Annotated in this window: 13 protein-coding genes; 8 read left to right on the top strand and 5 right to left on the bottom strand. The window is 58.5% G+C overall.

Annotated features, from left to right (window positions below; translation table 11 throughout):
- Positions 1 to 43: 43 nt before the first annotated feature.
- The 4 genes from LAP85_16415 to LAP85_16400 all read right to left on the bottom strand — a co-directional run bounded on the left by LAP85_16415 (position 44) and on the right by LAP85_16400 (position 6383).
- Positions 44 to 1129, bottom strand: coding sequence for an aminotransferase class I/II-fold pyridoxal phosphate-dependent enzyme (locus LAP85_16415; GenBank protein ID MBZ5497987.1), 1086 nt, complete (start codon positions 1127 to 1129; stop codon positions 44 to 46).
- A complete protein-coding gene (locus LAP85_16410) occupies positions 1126 to 2511 on the bottom strand; it encodes an amino acid permease (protein MBZ5497986.1) in 1386 nt (461 codons plus the stop codon). The genes LAP85_16415 and LAP85_16410 overlap by 4 nt, the downstream gene beginning before the upstream one ends.
- Positions 2512 to 2608: 97 nt before the next feature.
- Positions 2609 to 5155 (bottom strand): DUF4982 domain-containing protein, encoded by a 2547-nt coding sequence (locus LAP85_16405; protein ID MBZ5497985.1) that lies wholly within the window; start codon positions 5153 to 5155, stop codon positions 2609 to 2611.
- A gap of 121 nt (positions 5156 to 5276) precedes the next feature.
- Positions 5277 to 6383 carry a DUF2914 domain-containing protein gene (locus LAP85_16400; protein MBZ5497984.1) on the bottom strand — a complete coding sequence of 369 codons (1107 nt, stop codon included), beginning with the start codon at positions 6381 to 6383 and terminating at the stop codon, positions 5277 to 5279.
- 71 nt (positions 6384 to 6454) lie between these two features.
- On the opposite strand from LAP85_16400, the gene LAP85_16395 reads away from it, so the two are divergent.
- From LAP85_16395 to LAP85_16375, 5 genes are all read left to right on the top strand, one after another.
- Positions 6455 to 7564, top strand: a complete 1110-nt coding sequence (locus tag LAP85_16395) for a glycosyltransferase (GenBank protein MBZ5497983.1) — start codon at positions 6455 to 6457, stop codon at positions 7562 to 7564.
- Between the two features lie 51 nt (positions 7565 to 7615).
- Positions 7616 to 8764: an alanine racemase gene (alr, locus tag LAP85_16390; GenBank protein ID MBZ5497982.1), complete on the top strand. Its 1149-nt coding sequence runs from the start codon at positions 7616 to 7618 to the stop codon at positions 8762 to 8764.
- Positions 8765 to 8941: 177 nt separating this feature from the next.
- Complete coding sequence (locus LAP85_16385; GenBank protein ID MBZ5497981.1) at positions 8942 to 11704, top strand: MEDS domain-containing protein; 2763 nt, start codon at positions 8942 to 8944, stop codon at positions 11702 to 11704.
- Between the two features lie 29 nt (positions 11705 to 11733).
- Positions 11734 to 12162 (top strand): response regulator, encoded by a 429-nt coding sequence (locus LAP85_16380; protein ID MBZ5497980.1) that lies wholly within the window; start codon positions 11734 to 11736, stop codon positions 12160 to 12162.
- Between the two features lie 2 nt (positions 12163 to 12164).
- Positions 12165 to 13262: a response regulator gene (locus tag LAP85_16375; GenBank protein MBZ5497979.1), complete on the top strand. Its 1098-nt coding sequence runs from the start codon at positions 12165 to 12167 to the stop codon at positions 13260 to 13262.
- A 13-nt stretch (positions 13263 to 13275) separates the two neighbouring features.
- Here LAP85_16375 and LAP85_16370 read toward each other — a convergent pair whose 3' ends face one another.
- Complete coding sequence (locus LAP85_16370; GenBank protein ID MBZ5497978.1) at positions 13276 to 13416, bottom strand: hypothetical protein; 141 nt, start codon at positions 13414 to 13416, stop codon at positions 13276 to 13278.
- A gap of 301 nt (positions 13417 to 13717) precedes the next feature.
- On the opposite strand from LAP85_16370, the gene LAP85_16365 reads away from it, so the two are divergent.
- From LAP85_16365 to LAP85_16355, 3 genes are all read left to right on the top strand, one after another.
- Positions 13718 to 14062 carry a PadR family transcriptional regulator gene (locus tag LAP85_16365; GenBank protein ID MBZ5497977.1) on the top strand — a complete coding sequence of 115 codons (345 nt, stop codon included), beginning with the start codon at positions 13718 to 13720 and terminating at the stop codon, positions 14060 to 14062.
- 34 nt (positions 14063 to 14096) lie between these two features.
- A complete protein-coding gene (locus LAP85_16360; GenBank protein MBZ5497976.1) occupies positions 14097 to 14645 on the top strand; it encodes an ABC transporter permease in 549 nt (182 codons plus the stop codon).
- A gap of 582 nt (positions 14646 to 15227) precedes the next feature.
- Entirely contained in the window at positions 15228 to 18599 is a 3372-nt protein-coding gene (locus tag LAP85_16355; protein ID MBZ5497975.1) for a carboxypeptidase regulatory-like domain-containing protein, read from the top strand.
- Positions 18600 to 18632: the final 33 nt, after the last annotated feature.

Genomic DNA, 18632 nt, shown 5'->3' with positions numbered 1-18632 from the left:
AAATGACGGGTGGGCGAGTATCCCACTCCTCATTCGTCGTTCGTCATTGCCCGGCCAGGCTGTCGAGGGCGGAGGCGAGGCGTTCCAGACCGGCGGCGAGCATGTCGGTTTCGCCGCCGATCCCCAGACGAAAGTGATCGGGCATCTCAAAAAATCTGCCGGGCACGATGGTGGTATCGTACTTTCCCCTCAGCAGAGAGCAAAGCTGGTCCACCCTGCCGCTTTTCAGCCGAGGGAAGACCACCGTGCCGAACGCAGGCCGGGCACACTCCAGGTCGGCCCGCGAATCAAGGAACCGATTGAGCAGGGGGCGATTCGCCTCCAACAACGCGCGGGCGCGGACCGCAATTTGAATCAGACGCTTCAGCGCCACGACGCTCAACCTTTCCGCGGGGTGCGCCGGTATTACGTGGAACAAATCATTCAGGCGCCAGATTCGCTTTGCCAGCTCCGGCTCGGCCAGGATCCAACCGCAGCGCAGCCCGCTCAGCCCATAGGCCTTCGTCAGGCTGCCGGTTGCGATGAACTCCTTCCCGAGATGAAACGAAGAGCGCGTGGTATGACGCGGTGTTTGAAAGCACACTGCTTCGAGGTAAACCTCATCGACCAGGATGCGCGCGCCGGTGCGGCGCGCGATCTCTCCCACGCTCTGGAGCGTAACGTCATCCGTCAGGAAGCTGCTGGGGTTGTGCAGGTTTGTAATCACGATGAGCTTCGTGCGCGGCGTGACATTTCGTTCCACTTCCTCGGGATCAATAGGGAAACCGTTTTCAAAGCGCCGTTGAAAACGCCTGACACGGACACCCAGATAGCGTGCGAGGGAAAGGAGGGGATCATACGCGGGTTGTTCGATCAGCACCTCATCTCCGGGTTCGACGATCGCCGCCATTGCGAGATGATTTGCGAGCGAAGTGCCTATAGAAGACACAATGCAGTCGGCTGGGGCTCCTGTTTTTGCAGCCAGGGCCTGCTGAAGCGGCTCATAGCCGTAAAAGCTCGGGCCGCTCAGCTCAATGTCCTCCAGGCTCACTCCAAGCTCGCGCAACGGATAGGACACCACACCACTGGTTGCCAGATTGAACTTCGCGTGCGAGCGCGTTTTCGCCCAATCTATATATTCCGAATTCATTGTTCTTTTGGTGATGTCCAACCTGTTCTCCTCCATTTCCAGAAAAAATAAACGGGCACGCCTGCGAGCATAATCGCCAGCCCGATGACCGTATTCGTCGGATACTTGTAGACCGTGTTGATAACGACCAGCCAGCTGGCCGCGACAAACAAGAGAGTGGTTATCGGGTGACCGGGGATGTTGTATCCGGATGGACGGGCGCCGTGGCCCCGGGCGTCATGGCGACGCAGGGCAAAGATGCACGTCGCGCTCAAGCCGAAGAAAATGAAATCGACCGAAACCACATAGTTCAGAATCTGCTCGTATCGCCCGGAGAACGCGATGACCGCGGCGCACACGCCCTGCAGAATAATGGCGATCGACGGCACCCGCGAGCGTGGATGGACCCGGCCGACGCTCTTGAAGAAAAGACCGTCCTCGGCCATGGCGTAATAGACGCGCGGGGCCGTGAGCATACTCTGGCTGAGGAATCCAAGGGTCGATACGGCAATTCCCGCCGCTATCAGCCGGGCGCCGGTGTCGCCAAGCGCCGACCGCATGACGTCGGTGGCAGGGGTAGCAGTTGATGCCAGGCCTGACGCTCCCAGGACGCGCACGCAAACGAAATTCACCCCCAGATAAAGCGCGATCACTCCGGTCACGCCGATGATCAGCCCTCGCGGAAGATTCTTACGCGGTTCACGCACCTCTCCGGCGATAAAACAGGCAGTCTGCCATCCGCCGTAGGCGAACAGGACCGGCACCATGGCGGCGCCTATGGCGGTCAGCAGATCGAACGAGGCCGGGCGGTCAAGCACGGGCCCCGCGAAGGGGGGCACCCCCGCGGATTCCCCCGCCAGCAGCAGGCCGCACGCGACCAGTGCAGCGATCGCCAGGATTTTCATGACCATCAGAATGCTCTGGGTGGTGCTGCCTGCCTTCACGCCGAGACAGTTGATTGCGGTGAGCACACCCAGCGTGAGCGCGGCGATGAGCCACTCCGGCAGTGGGGCATGAGTGAGTTCGACATAATAGCGCGCGAAGGTGACCGCAACCGCAGCCATGCCTCCCGTCTGCGTGACCAGCAGCAGCGCCCAGCCGTAAATGAATGCGGCCAGCGGATGATAGGCCTCGCGGATGTAAGCGTACTGCCCGCCCACCTGCGGCCGCCGCGCCGAAAGCTCGGCATAGACGAAGGCACCGGCGAGCGCAATCAGGCCCCCGATGACCCAGACGCCCAGGATCAGTGCGGGGCTGTGCACCTGCCGTGCGACCACGTAGGGATTCATGAAGATGCCTGAACCCACGATGCCGCCCATTACGATCATGGTGGCGTCGAAAAGACCGAGCCGGCGCGCCAGTCCTGGCGACGGTTTCACGGTAACCGCTACATCCGCCTTCATTAGATCCCGCTCCGCAACTGATATTCCGTGCTTCTCCACATGCCGTCGATGAAAGCCTGGGCGCCGACCGCGGGATGGCGCGGATCAAAGATCGTTTTCACTCGACAGGGGCTCGCCGGTCCAGGTTGTTCCCCATTTCCGGATTGAACGGCTTCAACCAGGGGCGGGGCTCGCAGGCCGTTGCCCGGACTTCAATCGTCGCATCTTTCAAGCCCTCGGATACGGCCTTCAATTGGATGATCCCGGGCTGGCGCGTGGACTGGACGATGACCTGGCATTTGCCGTTGAAGAGGCTGCGCTGCCATGTGCCGGTGAGGAACTTGTCTGCTTCGTGACTGCTGGGGTCGCCATTGCCGACGCCCAGGATCCTCCCGCTGCCGCCGAGCTCGAATCGGATCAGGTTATTTGCGACCGGAACCTCCCGTCCTCCCGCGTCGAGAACCGTGACATTCGCGACGCTGACATCTTCGCCGTCCGCGAGAATGGAGGACCGGTCCGGCGTAAGCAGGATGCTTGCCGGCGTGCCTGTTGTTTCGACCTTTGTGGTCAGGCTGCGGCCCCGCCGGATTCCTCGCGCCTCGAGCGTCCCCGGCTCATAGGGCACTTTCCATTCGAGATGGGAGTTGGGCTCCATTGTCTTCCTCCCCAGGCTTTTGCCGTTGAGAAAGAGCTCCACCGCTTCCGCATTGCTCTGGCACCAGACATCGATCGGCTGCCCTTCCTTTCCCGGCCAGTTCCAGTGGGGGTAGACATGAAGAACGTCCTTGTCCGACCACCAGGCCTGATAATAGTAAAAGTTGTTCTTCGGGAAGCCGCACATGTCCATGATGCCGAAATGCGAGTTGATGCAGGGCCAGCTGTAGGGCGTCGGCTCGCCGCGATAGTCGAAACCGGTCCACACGAAGCCGCCGGCTAACCAGGCTCTCGCCGCAAAAAACTTCCACCACGTCTCCGTTCTTGATCCCCACGCAGGCGCATTCGCGTCGTAGTCGGATACGTACCCGCGTTCCTTGTCATTGGCATAAATGCCGCGGGTGCAGACGGTGCTTGCCTCCTCACTGCCCAGCAAGACCTGCTCGGGGTGGTCCTGCCGGTATTTATCGATGGAGTCCGTATAGTAATTGAATCCGCGTACCGGTATGACGCTATTGATTCCTTCATACCGCCCCCCGTTGTTGGCCGCGTAAGTGGAGAGCCGCGTGGGATCCAGCTGCTTTTGTCGCCGCAGCAGCGACTCGGCCAGTCTCCTTCCGGTATCGGTGTTTTGGATCCCGGATTCCTCGTTCCCGATGGACCAGAGAATTACGGATGGATGGTTCCGATCTCGAAGAATCAGCGTTTCGAACTGGCTCATCATTTCCGGGCTGCTTCCGATCAGCCGGTTTTCGTCCATTACGAGCATGCCCAGCCGGTCGCAGGCATCGAGCAATTCGTTGGTGGGCGGATTATGACTGGTGCGATACGCGTTGTCGCCCATTTCTTTGAGGCGCTCGATGCGGTAAAACTGCAACCGGTCCGGTAGAGCGGAACCCACCCCGGCGTGATCCTGATGATCGCACACTCCCTGGATCTTGACCGGCTTTCCATTGAGGAAGAAGCCCTTGTCCTTGTCAAAGAGAATGGTGCGGATGCCAAACGAGGTCGTCACGTTGTCGAGGGTCCTGCCCTGGGAGATCACCCGGGTCGCGAGCCTGTAAAGGCGGGGAGTTTCGAGCGACCAGAGTTGGGGATTGGTCACCGCGATTTCCTGCTTCAGGCGCCGGCGCTCCCAGCCGGCAAGATGAACAGCTTTGGCAGTCGAGATATGGACTCTTTTCCCCTGAGCATCCAGCAGATCGGACTGCAAATCAAAGGTGATATCGGTGTCCAGTTGGTTCCAGACTTCTGTTTCTGCCGTAACCAGAGCGGAATTTCCGTCGACCTTGGAATGCACGAAGACACCGTATTCAGGGATATGCACCGGGCCATATTTGAGCAGCCACACGTGACGGTATATTCCTGCTCCCTCGTAAAACCACCCTTCCATCTGGCTGGCGTCGACACGAACCACCAGTACATTCCTCTCACCGTACCGGATATAGTCGGTGACATCGAATCCGAATTCACCGTAGCCGCTCAGGTTGCGGCCGATGTAGTGGCCGTTCAGCCAGACGATGGAGTCGCGGAAGACACCGTCGAATCTGACGGCAATCCGTCGTCCTTCATCGGTCTTGGGTATGAACAAGGCCCGGCGATACCATCCGATCGTTGTCTTGGGGAACTGCCTGCCGATCGGTTTGAACCCATGATCCTTGACGCTGTTGTCACGCACATTGACAAAATTCAACTCTACCGCCCAGTCATGAGGCAGATCGACGGTTCGCCACGCGCCGTCGTCGAAGTTCGGGGTAATGGCTCCGGCGGCTTCGCCGGCTTTGGCGAAGAGCTCGCCCGATCCGTAGCCGAAGTCTCCCTTTATGTCCGCAGCATCGCCGAGGGCGAACTTCCAGCCGACGTCGAGGAGAAGCCGCTCGCGCGCAGGGGCCGCTGCTGCGCCAGCCGCCGGTGCTTGAGCCTGTCTGCTTTGAGGATTACCGGCGAGATAAGAACCGATTGCCAGAATCGGCAGTACTGCTGCACCCAAACGAAGTCCTGACCGAGCCATCATCTCACTCCTCCTTTTTGCCAACTCCCTCGCGCGCCGAAGGCGCTTGAGAGTGCGGCGGCATGGCGCCGCTTCGATTGAGCAGCAAAGGGCGGTGTCGTATTCCGCACTCCAGGCTGTTTCATTTTCTAAGCCGGGCGCGGCCGATCAACTGGCCTCCCTGGGTTTCGACATCCACCATTAAGACTCGTCCCTCGAAACCTTCCTGCCAGGTGATTTGGGTGTAGATACGATAGCCTTCTTTCCGTCCACCCGTGACTGGGTAGTAATTGGAAGCAAAAATGACCTTCCCATCGAGATACCAGCGGTGCCGGACTCTCTCCTCCAGCCCCATGGGAGCCTTGATTGCCGTCAGCGCCACGATCTTGCCCGGGCTGGAAGGGATTGTGTCAAGTGGAGCGGAGATCTGGCGCGACCGGATCGACCTCCCGAATTGGGCGTTCGCGAGGGTCAGCGGGGCAGGCGGGATGAGGGGTGGAAAGACCAGGATGATCGCCAGCATCGCGAGCGCCGCTGCGCCCAGTAGCAATTTGGCCGGTCGTCCGCGCAGCCCCGACAATCGATGAAGCATGCTGGCAAAGCCGCCCACCGCCACAACTCCGCTGAACCAGAGAGCCCAGTGATTGCTGATCGACCACAGGACGGGGAGCATGACATTGATCGAGGCGAATAGATTGAACATGAAAAAGAGCGCCGTCAGTTGCCATCGAACCGAAAGATACCGGTCGTATACGACGTCCATGGTCGAGAGCAGAGCCGAAAGCGCCAACAGCCCGAGGAACAGCATGTTCTGCGATCCAAAGGTCGTGCTGGCATAGTAGATGGGCAGGAGGAAGAAAAGCAGCTGCTGATAGAAATTCTTCGTGAAATAGTTGATCGCCAGTCGCACCCGCTCCCGCCATTTGGCGGAAAGCCACGATCGATTCAACAGCACCGGCAGGAACAGGCTGGTCAGCCAGATGAAAGTGATGTGAAAGACGATGAGCCGGAGGTAGGCAAAATTCCTGGACCCCAGCCACATGACCCCGATCCCGAACAGCAACGCCCAGGCGCTGTGAAGCCACCACAAAAGGATTTCATTCCTGCGCAGGAACGGGCCGAGCCGCTGCATCCAGGCAGGAAACCCGCGTCGATTCCGCGTCTGCAGCAGGGAGGAATCCGAAGCCGGGGATGCCGCCGGGATGGCGGCATCATCTGATGACAAAGAGGATGGAGGATGGATCTCCATGGATCAAACGCACCGAAAAACAGTCTGATGATTGCCTGAACAGCCCCTGGACTCTCATGAGTGGGCCCGGAGTGAGTGATCATAGCACAGTGGCGCGTGAGGGGAAATCAGCTGCGAGCGGCAGAAACCAGGAAGCCCACGAAACCGGTTTCGTGGATTTCGTGATCCCATTCGATCCGGGTCGAAAGGCCACGCCGGGCTTCTCCGCCGTCTCGTTTTCCTGCTGCGTTTTTGATCCTTGCCTTCCCGGGCAGCGTGTACAATGCACACGTGCTTCTGACGATTTTACCTTCCTGCAGGAGGAGCATGCTTCGTTGTCCTTTTCAGCTGCCATCCCTGCCGGCGCCACTGGCAGTGACATGAATTCGGGAATCGCGGTAATCATTCCTGTCTACAACGCAGTGCGCGCGCTGGAACTCGTGCTGACGGGCTATTGCCGGCAATCCTCGGGCGGCTATGAGGTGTTCATTGCTGATGATGGTTCGGGGCCGGAGGTCCGAACTCTCGTCGAGGCCTTTGCCCGGAACGCCTCCTTTACGATCAGGTACGTGTCCCAGCCGGATGAAGGATTTCGCAGAAGCAGGATTCTGAACCAAGCAGTGCGTGAGTCTGCTGCAAAGTACTTGATTTTTGCGGATGCCGACTGCGTTCCCCATGCGCATTTCGTGGAAGCCCACTGCCGCCGCCGAGGTCTGCGCACTGTGCTCTGCGGCCGGCGGGTTAATCTGAGTGAGGGGATCTCGCGGCGGTTGACGCCTGGGGACATTCTTGCGGGCAGGCTCGAGCACTTCAGCCCGGCCAGAGTCTTCGATGTGTTGCTCGGCCGCGGCGGCCACTGGGATGAGGGGATGCTGCTTAAAAACCGAGCATTGCACCGTCTGATCAACTATAAAGAACCCACCCTTCTGGGCTGCAATTTCTCTTTGGAGAGGTCTCTGCTCGAGGAAATCAACGGTTTCAACGAGGACTTTGTCGGCTACGGCGGAGAAGACACGGAACTTGAATACCGACTGCGCCTGGCCGGTGCCCGCTTCCGCTGGGTAAGACATCTGGCCATCCAATACCATCTGCACCACCCCTTGCGCGCGGGAAATCAGCAGAATCTCGGCATCCTGGAGCGCACGCGCGCCGAAGGAAGAGCCGCCTGCCGCAATGGCATCAGGAAGGACTTCCAACCTTAGCCTGACTTCTTCCGATGGATATGTGGCGCCGCATACTCTATATTTATCGCCATGAATTGCGATCGTTTTCTGAGCTGGGTTGAGGTAAGCCGGGAGGCGGTGACCAACAATGTCAGGCGATTCAAGGCACATGTCGGCCGCGAGGTCAAATTGGCCGCCGTGGTCAAAGCCAACGCTTACGGCCACGGACTGCTGGAGGCTTCGCGTGCTGTTCTGGAAGCCGGAGCCGATTGGCTCGCCGTCAATTCAGTGGATGAGGCCGCGCTCCTGAGGGGCGCCGGGCTTCAAGCGCCGATGATCTGCCTGGCCTACGTTCCTCTGTCATCGCTGGAAGATGCGGTAGCACTCGATGTGCGTCTGACGGTCTTCAACCGGGTGACCGTTGACCGGCTGGGTGTCATCACCGAGCGGCTGAGACGAACGGCACGGTTGCACCTCAAGGTCGAAACCGGGACCAATCGACAGGGGGTGTGCGGCGAGGACCTGCTGCGACTGGCGCAGGCTGTTCACAGACACCCGAACCTCACTCTGGAGGGCCTCTCCACACATTACGCCAACATTGAGGATGTGACGGAACACCGTTTTGCGGAACATCAATTGAGCAACTTTCGCGAAGCCTGCAGCCTGCTCGCGCACAATGGCATTTCTGTTCCCGTCAAGCACACGGCCTGCACTGCCGCTGCAATCCTGTTCCCCAATACTCTTTTCAACCTGGCACGGGTGGGCATCGGTCTCTATGGCCTGTGGCCTTCGAAGGAGACCAAGATCAGCGCGCTGCAGGCCGGGATCGCGCTGAACGAACTGGAGCCGGCTCTGACCTGGAAAACGCGCATCGCCCAGATCAAGATGGTTCCGTCGGGAGCCACCATCGGATACGGCTGCACTGATCTGGCAACCCAGGACACCCGAATTGCGGTGCTTCCCGTGGGCTACTACGAGGGATACGACCGCAGGCTTTCCAGCATCGGCTATGTTCTCATTCGCGGCCATCGCGCCCCGGTACGCGGCCGTGTATGCATGAACATGATCATGGTGGACGTCACCAACATCCCGGGGACTGCGCTCGAGGACGAGGCAGTGCTTCTGGGCAGGCAGCAAGGGGATTCGGTCTCTGCCGAAACCCTCGCCGGCAAGATCGGCAGCATCAATTACGAGGTAGTCTCCAGGATCAACCCTCAGCTTCCCCGCATTGTGGTTTGATCACCGCCACGACGCCAGGAAACCTTGGTATGTTGGGCGTCATGGAATCCTGGCGCCTTCGTGCTATGATATGTTTTGCCGTTGCCGGCCGCCCCTAATTTCTTAATTGATCTAGATTTTCAAGGCGTTATAGTGGATTTGACTGCTCTTGAAGCCAACCTGGTGGAGTCTGCTACTATGAATGAACGCCTGCGAAAATCGGGGATCCAATTGATCGGCGAAGTCCCCTGGGGCACCCACTTCTGCCAGTTTTACAAGACCAAAAAGGACCTCCTCGACATCCTGATCCCGTATTTCAAGGCCGGTCTCGAGAATCACGAGTTCTGCATGTGGGTGACCTCCGAGCCCCTCACGGAGGACGAGGCCCTGCGGGCTATGAAGAAGGCCGTGCCACGATTTGATCGCTATCTGGACGGCGGGCAGATGGAGATCATTCCTCATACCGGATGGTACCTGAAGGATAACAGGTTCAGCTCCCGGCGCGTGCTCAACGGCTGGGTGAAAAGGCACGATTCGGCGCTCGCACGGGGTTATCAGGGCCTGCGGCTGACGGGCAATACCTTCTGGCTCGAGAAAGACGACTGGAAAAAGTTTACAGACTACGAGGAGACGGTGGACAGCGTCATCGGGCGGTACGCGATGATCGCTCTTTGCACATACTCGCTGGACCGTTGCGGTGCCAGCGAAGTCGTGGATGTCATCAGCAACCACAGATTCGCACTGATCAAGCGGGCCCAGCGATGGGAGCTGATCGAAAGCGCCGAACGGAAGCGCATGGAAACCGAGCGCCGCCGGATCGAAGAGGAGCTGCGCAAGAGCAATCAGCGCCTCGAACTGCTGTCGAACACCGCGAGCGGGCTGCTCATGACTGAGGTTCCCCAGCAAATCGTCAACTCACTGTGCCAAGAGATGCTGCCCTATCTGGATTGTCATGCTTTCTTCAACTATCTCTTCGACGAGCATGAGCAACGCCTGCATCTGAACGCCTGGGCAGGCATTCCGGATGAGACGGCCCGCATCATCGAGTGGCTGGACCTGGGTGTCGCGGTGTGCGGCTGCGCCGCGCGCGACGCCTGCCGCATCGTGGCCGAGAACATCCCTGAAACTCCGGACCCGCGCACCGACCTGGTGCGCTCCCTTGGCATCAAAGCCTACGCCTGCCATCCGCTGTTTTCCGGGGGACACGTAATAGGAACGCTCTCATTCGGCACTCGGACCCGCACTCGCTTTGAGGATGACGAACTGGCGCTGATGAAGACTGTCGCCGATCAAGTAGCCATCGCCATGGAGCGCGTGAATCAATTTGAACGCCTCAGGGCTGCCCAAACGGAGTTGCTGCAGTCACATGAACAGCTCGAGAATAGGGTCCGGGAACGCACAGTTGAGCTCGCCAGTGCCAATGCAAGATTGCGGGAGGAAATCGAAAAGATCGATCGTGCGGAGGAGAAGATCCGGGAGCAAGCAGCCTTGCTCGAACTGGCGCACGACGCTATCCTGGTGCGCGACCTGGACAGCAGAGTCGTCTTCTGGAATCACGGTGCCGAGGAGATCTACGGCTGGTCGAGGGAACAGGCACTCGGCAAGGCGACTCACGATCTCCTCGCAACCCGGTTCCCAAAGCCGGTCGCGGAAATCGAAAGCGAGATTATTCGAGCCGGGCGCTGGGAGGGCGAACTGGAGCACCTCAGGCGCGACGGCCATCGCATCAGCGTCGAAAGCAGATGGACCCTGCAACGAGATGCTGCGGGCAGGCCCTCCGCCATCCTCGAGATCAACAACGACATCACCCGGCGCAAGGCCGGCCAGAAGGCGCTGCAGGCTGCATCGCTATATGCACGCAGCCTGATCGAAGCGAGCCTCGATCCGCTGGTCACCATCAGCGCCGACGGGAAGATCATGGATGTCAACAGGGCGACGGAGATGGCTACCGGGGTCGCCCGTGATCACATGATCGGAAGCGACTTCTCGGAATACTTCACCGAACCTGAAAAGGCGCGCGCCGGGTACCAACAGGTGTATCAGGACGGGTATGTCAGGGATTATCCGCTCGCCATTTGCCATGCGAACGGACAAGTGACGGAAGTGCTTTACAACGCGACTCTCTATCGGAACGAGTCCGGCGAGGTGCAGGGAGTATTCGCCGCCGCCCGCGATGTCACGGCTCTCAGGCGGGCGGAAGAGAAGCTCAAGGTCTATACGGAAAAGCTCGAGTGGAGCAACCGCGAGCTGCAGGATTTCGCCTTCGTGGCCTCCCATGACCTGCAGGAGCCCCTGCGCAAGATCCAGTCCTTCGGTGAACGGCTGAAAATCAAGTATGAGGCGCAACTCGGGCACGAGGGACGCGATTACCTGGAGAGAATGCAGAAGGCTGCCCACCGGATGGGAAGCCTGATCCGGGACCTGCTCGGCTACTCCCGGATAACCACTAACGCGGAGCCTTTCGTCCCGGTAGACCTGTCAATCCTGGTTAACGAGGTCCTGGCCGACCTGGAGGTAAGCATTGAACAAAACGGTGGTCGTGTGGAAGCCGAATGCCTGCCCACGATCGAAGCCGATCCAAACCAGATGCGCCAGCTTTTCCAGAACCTGATCAGCAATGCGCTGAAGTTTCATGGCAACGAAAAACCCCGCATCCGGATCTGCGAGCGTCCCCTGAGCACCGCCCCGGTGGGACGATCCCAGGTCGATTCACGGCATCAGATCATAGTGGAGGACAACGGCATCGGATTCGACGAGAAATACCTGACCCGCATATTCGTTCCGTTTCAGCGGCTCCATGGTCGGGGCGAGTACGAAGGGACCGGCATGGGGCTTGCCATCTGCCGCAAGATCGTCGAGCGCCACGGAGGCAGCATCACGGCCAGAAGTGCTCCAGGCAAAGGCTCCACTTTCATCATCACGTTGCCCAGGAGGCAACCCAAGGGAGATAATGCTTCATGAAGAAACATGGGAAGGCGATCACAATCCTCATGGCGGACGATGATCAAGACGACTGCCTGCTGGTCCGGGATGCATTTGCGCAAAGCCGGCTGGCCAATCATCTGCACTTTGTGGATGACGGCGAAGACCTCATGGACTACCTCTACCAACGAGGCGAATACGCCGATCCCGGCCGCTATCCCCGCCCGGGATTGATTCTTCTGGATTTGAACATGCCCAGGAAAGACGGCCGGGAGGCGTTGCGGGAAATCAAATCGGACCCGCGCCTCCGATCCATCCCGGTGGTGGTGCTGACCACCTCCAAAGAGGAAGAGGATATCCTGCGCAGTTACGACACTGGAGCCAACTCGTTCATCACCAAACCGGTGACCTTCGAGGCACTGGCCGGGCTTGTCAAGTCACTCGGCAAGTATTGGTTTGAGATCGTCGCGCTGCCGGATGGTCGAAAGGGAAACTGAATATGGACGATCTCCAGGTCAGGGTGCTTCTGGTCGAAGATGATCGGGATGATTACGTCCTCGTGCAGAACCTGCTTGCCGAAATTGCTCCCTCCAGATATGTGCTGGCATGGGAACAGTCCTACGATGCCGCGCTGAAGATGCTTGCCAACGGCGCCCACGATGTCTGCCTTCTCGACTACTGCCTTGGCGCGCGCACAGGTCTCGACCTTTTGCACGAGGCGGTCCAAAAAGGCTGCAAAGCCCCTATCATATTGCTGACCGGCCAGGGTGCCTATGAACTGGATCTTGAAGCGATGAGGAGCGGAGCGGCGGACTATCTGGTCAAGAGTCAGATCAACGCGCCTCTTTTGGACCGTTCCATCCGCTATGCCATTGAACGCAAACGGACAGAAGAGGAATTGCGCCAGTCACACCAGCAGCTCAGGGCTCTCTCCTCCAAACTTCTCAATGCTCAGGAGGACGAAAGAAGGTTTATCGCCAAGGAACTGCACGATGGCATCGGCCAGATCCTGACCGCAATCAAGTTCGGGGTGGAGAACAGCCTGCAGTTGGCCGGCTGCAAGACCATGCCGTGTCAGCAGTCCCTCACTTCCGTCATCTCCATGATCCAAAACGGTATCGACGAAATCCGACGCATCTCCCGGGACCTGTGGCCGGCCATGATGAACGAGTTCGGGGTTCTGGCCACCATCGGCTCCTATTGCAGGGAATTCCAGAACATCTTTCTCGGAATCCGAATTGAAAAAGTGATCGAGGTGGCGGAAGAAGAAGTGCCGGATCCGCTGAAGATTACCCTTTATCGGATCCTGCAGGAAGCCACGAATAACGCCGCCAAGCACAGCAAGGGGGATCTGGTCTCACTGACTCTCAAGAAGAACGGCAACCGCCTCGAGTTGAGCATCCGCGATAATGGCCAGGGGTTCGACCTTGACAGCGTGCTTGCCTGGCGAAAGCCCCGCAGAGGGCTGGGCCTCGCCAGCATGCGGGAACGAACGGAGCTCTCCGGAGGGTGCTTTTCGATCGAGTCGGTGGTGGGAAAAGGAACCGTCGTCCGCGCCTCATGGGATACAGCCGCGCAGCTGACCGCCGAAGTCTAGTACGAAAACTCCTTCACACGGTGCGTTCAGGACGCCTTGGCTTGTAGGCAGCCGGCGCTTCGGCAAGGATCCAGCCGCCGGGATCCTCGGCCGGAATGAAGCAGTACTTGGCCGCACAGGGCCAGGTGATGATCGGCTGGAGGCCGAAGGTCATGGCGGGCAGCAGACCTCCCCGCGGCCTCAGGGGCCGCCATAGATCTAACTGCCACGACGGGATTTGAGCCAGGTTTGGCGGAGACACTCGACTCGGATCTGCGGGTCGTTCGGGCTGAACAGGTCGGAACGAAGACGAAACGCGTGGACTCGCAACGTGGCTTCCAGTCTGCCGTGTTCCCGTACATTCATATCGGCGAGATTAGGGGATGCTTCTACGCGGCAGCGCCAGGGTTTGCGCTTCCCGTCGAATTTCTTTTGACTTGCAATATGCTTCTGAATAATATGTTGCTATGAAATCTATGGACTCACGAATTTTCGACCGAGAACTCAAAAAGGGGAGCGCGGAGCTGATGATTCTCTCGCTCCTCGAGGGCAGGCCCCGGCACGGCTATGAGATCAGTAAGCTCATCGAGCAGCGTTCCGAAGGCGCCGTTCGTTTCCGTGTGGCCTCTCTTTATCCGTTACTCTACCGGTTGGAAAAGCGGGGCTGGCTCAAAGGACGATGGGTAGAAAAGGCAGGCCAGCGGCGGCGCCGCTACTACCGATTGACTGCGCAGGGACGAATGGTTCTGGTGGCGCAGAGGCGCGGCTGGAGGACATTCGTGGAGGCGATCAACCGCATCACGGGGATCGAACCTGCCTGATTGGAAGAAGGAGATTGCGGACAGGCTGGCGGTTTTGAGAATCGAGCCGGCGCGAGAGGCGGAAATCATCGAGGAACTGTCCCAGCACAGGGATCTAGAATCCGGCCGCTACCAGGGGGCGATCGTATCGGGAAACTATTTCGACCTGCTGGGCGTCCGCGCTGTTCAGGGGCGGATGTTTCTACCCGAAGAGGATCGCGTGCCGGAATCGCGACCGGTAGTGGTGATCAGCTACAGGTTGTGGACACGCAGGTTTGGGTCAGATCAGCATGTTGTGGGCTCCGACATTATTATCAACAATCGCCACTTTACCATCGTCGGGATTGCCGCGAAGGAGTTCGCGGGGACTGTGATCGGGGTAACGCCAGACCTGTGGGTGCCGACCATGATGCAGCCCGCTGTCTATGACTGGCGCGAGGAAAACACGGAGCGGAAAACGAATTGCCGGGCCGGAATCGTCTTCTGGGCGTCAAGCGATGGGTTCTCGTCAGCCGCGTTGCTCCACGTCCTGGACGAAATTCCCGAATATCTGCGGCATGCTAACCTGATTGAGAGCGGCACAGTCGCGGCATACTGGGAGTGATCCCCGGCTGCTACCTACTGTAGTCCTTTCTCCACAAGCCCGACTAGCACGCTGTGGCCTTCAAAGCCTTCGTTCCCCATTTCCCCCGTTCCCCATTTCCCCCGGGACGGAGAGCATGCTTTCGGCCAGCGGCATCCTGGGCGCCACAATACCGGAGGCCGCTGCTGATTCCGGTCAAAGAGAGATAGGATCCGTTTGCTTTCTAAAATCACGCCTCTTGCTCCCCTGGGGTGTACAGGCTTGCCTGCGCGCCGGCGGCAGACAACGACGTCCACATCACAAGGATGGCGCCGTCACAGCCGATGGCCTACAGTCACGCTCTTTCTCAAAGCTGATTCAATCATCTGATTGAATGACTTTAATAACAATTCAATAATCTGAAGCCCATCCAATTCTTTGGTTCACCGCGACCTGCCAGCTTCGGGTGGCGTGCGTACAATCATTGAATATAGCCAACTTAAGCTATGTGAGAGGAAGCAGAAAATGAGACCCTGCAAACGATTTTGTTGGAACAAATTTTGCTTTTCAATCGTTGAAAATCCATAAGCTGTGAATAGAGGTATTGTGCTAACTAGGAGGCATATGCAACAAAGCACCCAATTGAGAATTCTTTTTTGCCTTTTCGCTTTGGCACTGGTCGTTGGCGGGATCAGTGCGGCGGCTTACGCCCAGACCGTGGGCGGTACGCTGCGGGGGGTGGTAAAGGACGCGACTGGCGGGGTAATACCGGGCGCAACCGTAGTCGCGCAGAACGAAGCTACGGGCGTGAAGTTTGAAACCGCCAGCAGCAGCGCAGGGCTTTACTCTTTTCCCAATGTTCTGGCGGGTAGTTACACGGTTACCGTGGAGCATCCGGGATTCAAAAAGTTTGTCCGCAAAAATATCCCGGTATCTGCGAACCAAGTGATCGAATCGAATGCGACTTTAGAAGTTGGCGCAGTATCGACCGTCATCGAGGTGATCGGTGGGGCCGAGATGGTATCGACGACGAGCTACCAGGTGGGCACAACCGTCGAGGCGAAAGCCGTAATCGATCTGCCCAATTCAGTTTTGGGCGGAAGCCCGCTGAACCTGGCGGTGGCCCTGCCTAACACTACGACGCAGGCCGGAGGAGTCGCCGGGGAGGGCGGAGCCATCGGCGGCAATCGCCCCCGCAACAATAATTTCACCATTGATGGTGTGGACAACAATGATGTCTCGATCACGGGATCGCTGCAGCCCGTGATCCAGGATGCGGTTGGTGAGTTCAATCTCATCACCAATCAATTCAGCGCGGAATACGGACACTCGACCGCAGGGCAGTTCAACATCATCTCAAAGTCAGGCACGAACCAGTTCCACGGCAGCGCTTTTTATTATGGACAGAACCGCCATTTGAACGCGGTGGACAATCTGACCAAGGCGGCGATTCAATCGGGAGATATTCCTGGAAAGCCGCGCTTCGACTACAACCGCCTGGGCGGGACTTTTGGCGGCCCGATCCAGAAAGACAAGCTTTTTTTCTTCGGTGCCTATGAATACAGTACCCGCGGGCAGGCAGCCACCGGCGTGACGGTCCTGAGCCCTACTGCGGCGGGAATGAACACATTAAACTCGCTGGCGGCGAGCCCGGAGGTAAAAAGCATCCTGCAGCAGTTCCCGATAGCGTCGAGCCAAACGGAGACAGTCGCCGTGAACGGGCAGACGATTGGAATCGGGAACGTTCAGTTTTTTGCTCCTGATTTTTATAATCAAAACGATTTCCAGACCAACCTGGACGCCAATTACGGTAAGCACCAGATCCGCGGGCGGTTCTTATACGACCGCTACCGCTCACCGAACCTGAATCCCGATCTGCCGATGCCACAATTCGCGGGCAACTATGTCGGCGACAACCGCAAATTGGCCCTCACCGACATCTGGGCAATCACGTCCCGTGCGGTGAATGACTTCCGCCTGTCCTACTCGCGCTCGGTCAAAAAATGGACGGTTCCCGATCAGTTCGCCAACTTCCCGAACGTTGAGATCGACGCTTTGGGCCTGAACATCGGCCCCGAAGGGAATTCACCTCAAGGAGGCGTTCAGAACACCTATCAGGTTTTGAACAACTTCAGCTACACGGTCGGTCGCCATCAACTCAAGGCCGGGGCTGAATATCGAAACTGGGTCTCACCCGGCGATTTCCTGCCGCGCGCGCGTGGCGAGTGGGACTACTCGAGTCTGGATCGGTTCATCAACGACCTGGTGCCGAACGGCCTGAATGGCGCTCTTCGGGGAGCGGGCTCCGGGTTCTTCGCCGGCAATCAGCAGGCGTTCTACTGGTTCGTACAGGATGACCTGAGGGCAAGCAAGAACCTCACCCTCAACCTGGGCGTGCGCTACGAGTACACGACCAATCCAAGAGACGCCAGCCTGCAGACTCTGAATTCCAGCGCCTCCCTGGCCGGCGTTTTCGAATTCAACAAACCCAAGACCGACAAAAACAACCTCAGTCCGCGCGTCGGATTTGCCTATGCTCCGGCTTTCGGCAGCGGTTTCCTGAAAAAATTGTTCGGCGAATCCGGGAAGTCCTCCATCCGCGGCGGCTTCGGCGTGGCTTACGATGTAAACTTCCAGAATCTGGTCCTGCTGCAGCTGCCGCCTCAGCTCCAGACCGAGCAGAATCCTAATATCACCTGCGGATCAGCGAATCCTCCTGCGTGGTGCGCAACCGGGAGGGGATTCCTGGCAGGAGGCGGGCTGCTTCAGATCAATGTTCCGCCGACGACGCAGGCAGCCGCCCGTTCCGCAACCCAGTCCCTGATTGTGGATCAAGTGGCGCCGAAGACGTTGACGTGGACTCTGAGCATCCAGCGCGAGCTTGCTCCGAACTGGGTGTTGGAGACGCGTTATATGGGCACGCGCGCGATGAGCTTGCCTATCCAAGTGCGGCTGAATGCCATTTCAGTCTTCGAGAAACACCCGAACCTGGTGTTGCCTACGTACTTCTCCAATTCAGCCATCCCGGTTACGGTGTCGCCGACGGCTACGAGCCTTAACGATTTTTATAATGCCGAGGATCTTCGTTACACGGCCCAAGGGTTCGATGGCGGCTTGGTCACCGCATTCCCACCGATCGGGAACTCGGTCTATCATGCGGGCTCTGTCGAACTCAATCACCGGTTTGCCAAGGGACTGATGGTATTGGCGAACTACACCTGGAGCCGGACGATCGACGACTCCACGAATGAACTCTTTACCAGCCGTGTCAACCCTCGCCGTCCGATGGACTCCAATAACCTGAAGGATGAGCGCGGGCTGTCGTCACTTGATATGCCGCACAAGTTCACTGTTTCCTGGCTCTATGAGCTGCCGAAAACGCGTGCCGCCAATGCCTTCGCCAAGAAGATCTTGGACGGATGGCAGATCAACGGCAGCTTCATCGCCGAATCAGGCCAGCCCATAACGGCGCTTTCCGGTCAGGATGCCAATGGTGACTTCGACACGGCCGGCGACCGCGCTCTCATAAACCCGAACGGAACCGGTCTGACCGGCTCCGGCGTGAATTTTGTACTGCGGGATCCGGTCACGGGGAGGACGTCTGTCGCCACCGCCGAACCGGATGACGCAACACTCGTGGTCGGATATGTGGCCATAGATCCGAGCGCCCGTTTCGTCGTGGCCATGCCGGGAACCCCGGATAGCGCCAACCGGGTCGGCCGCAACACGATCCGCTCCCTCGGTATCAACAACTGGAACCTGTCCGCGTTCAAGAATTTCAACCTGACTGAAAGCAAGTACTTCCAGTTCCGAGCCGAGTTTTACAATGCATTCAACCACCGTTCACACAGTCTTGGACTGCCTACATACCAGCAGTCACTTGACAACGCCTTGAGCTCAACTTATTCAAACGTGTCATCGCTGCAGTTCCTGGATGCCAGCCAGTTCAGCGGCGGCAGCCGGACCATGCAAATGAGCCTGAAGTTCATTTTCTAGCAAGAAACCTTCAGATCAGACAAGAGAGGGAGG

This window comes from Terriglobia bacterium (assembly GCA_020072565.1).
GTDB lineage: Bacteria > Acidobacteriota > UBA6911 > UBA6911 > UBA6911 > JAFNAG01.
The sequence above is the reverse complement of the archived record's forward strand: the minus strand, read 5'-3'. Positions and strand labels throughout refer to the sequence as shown.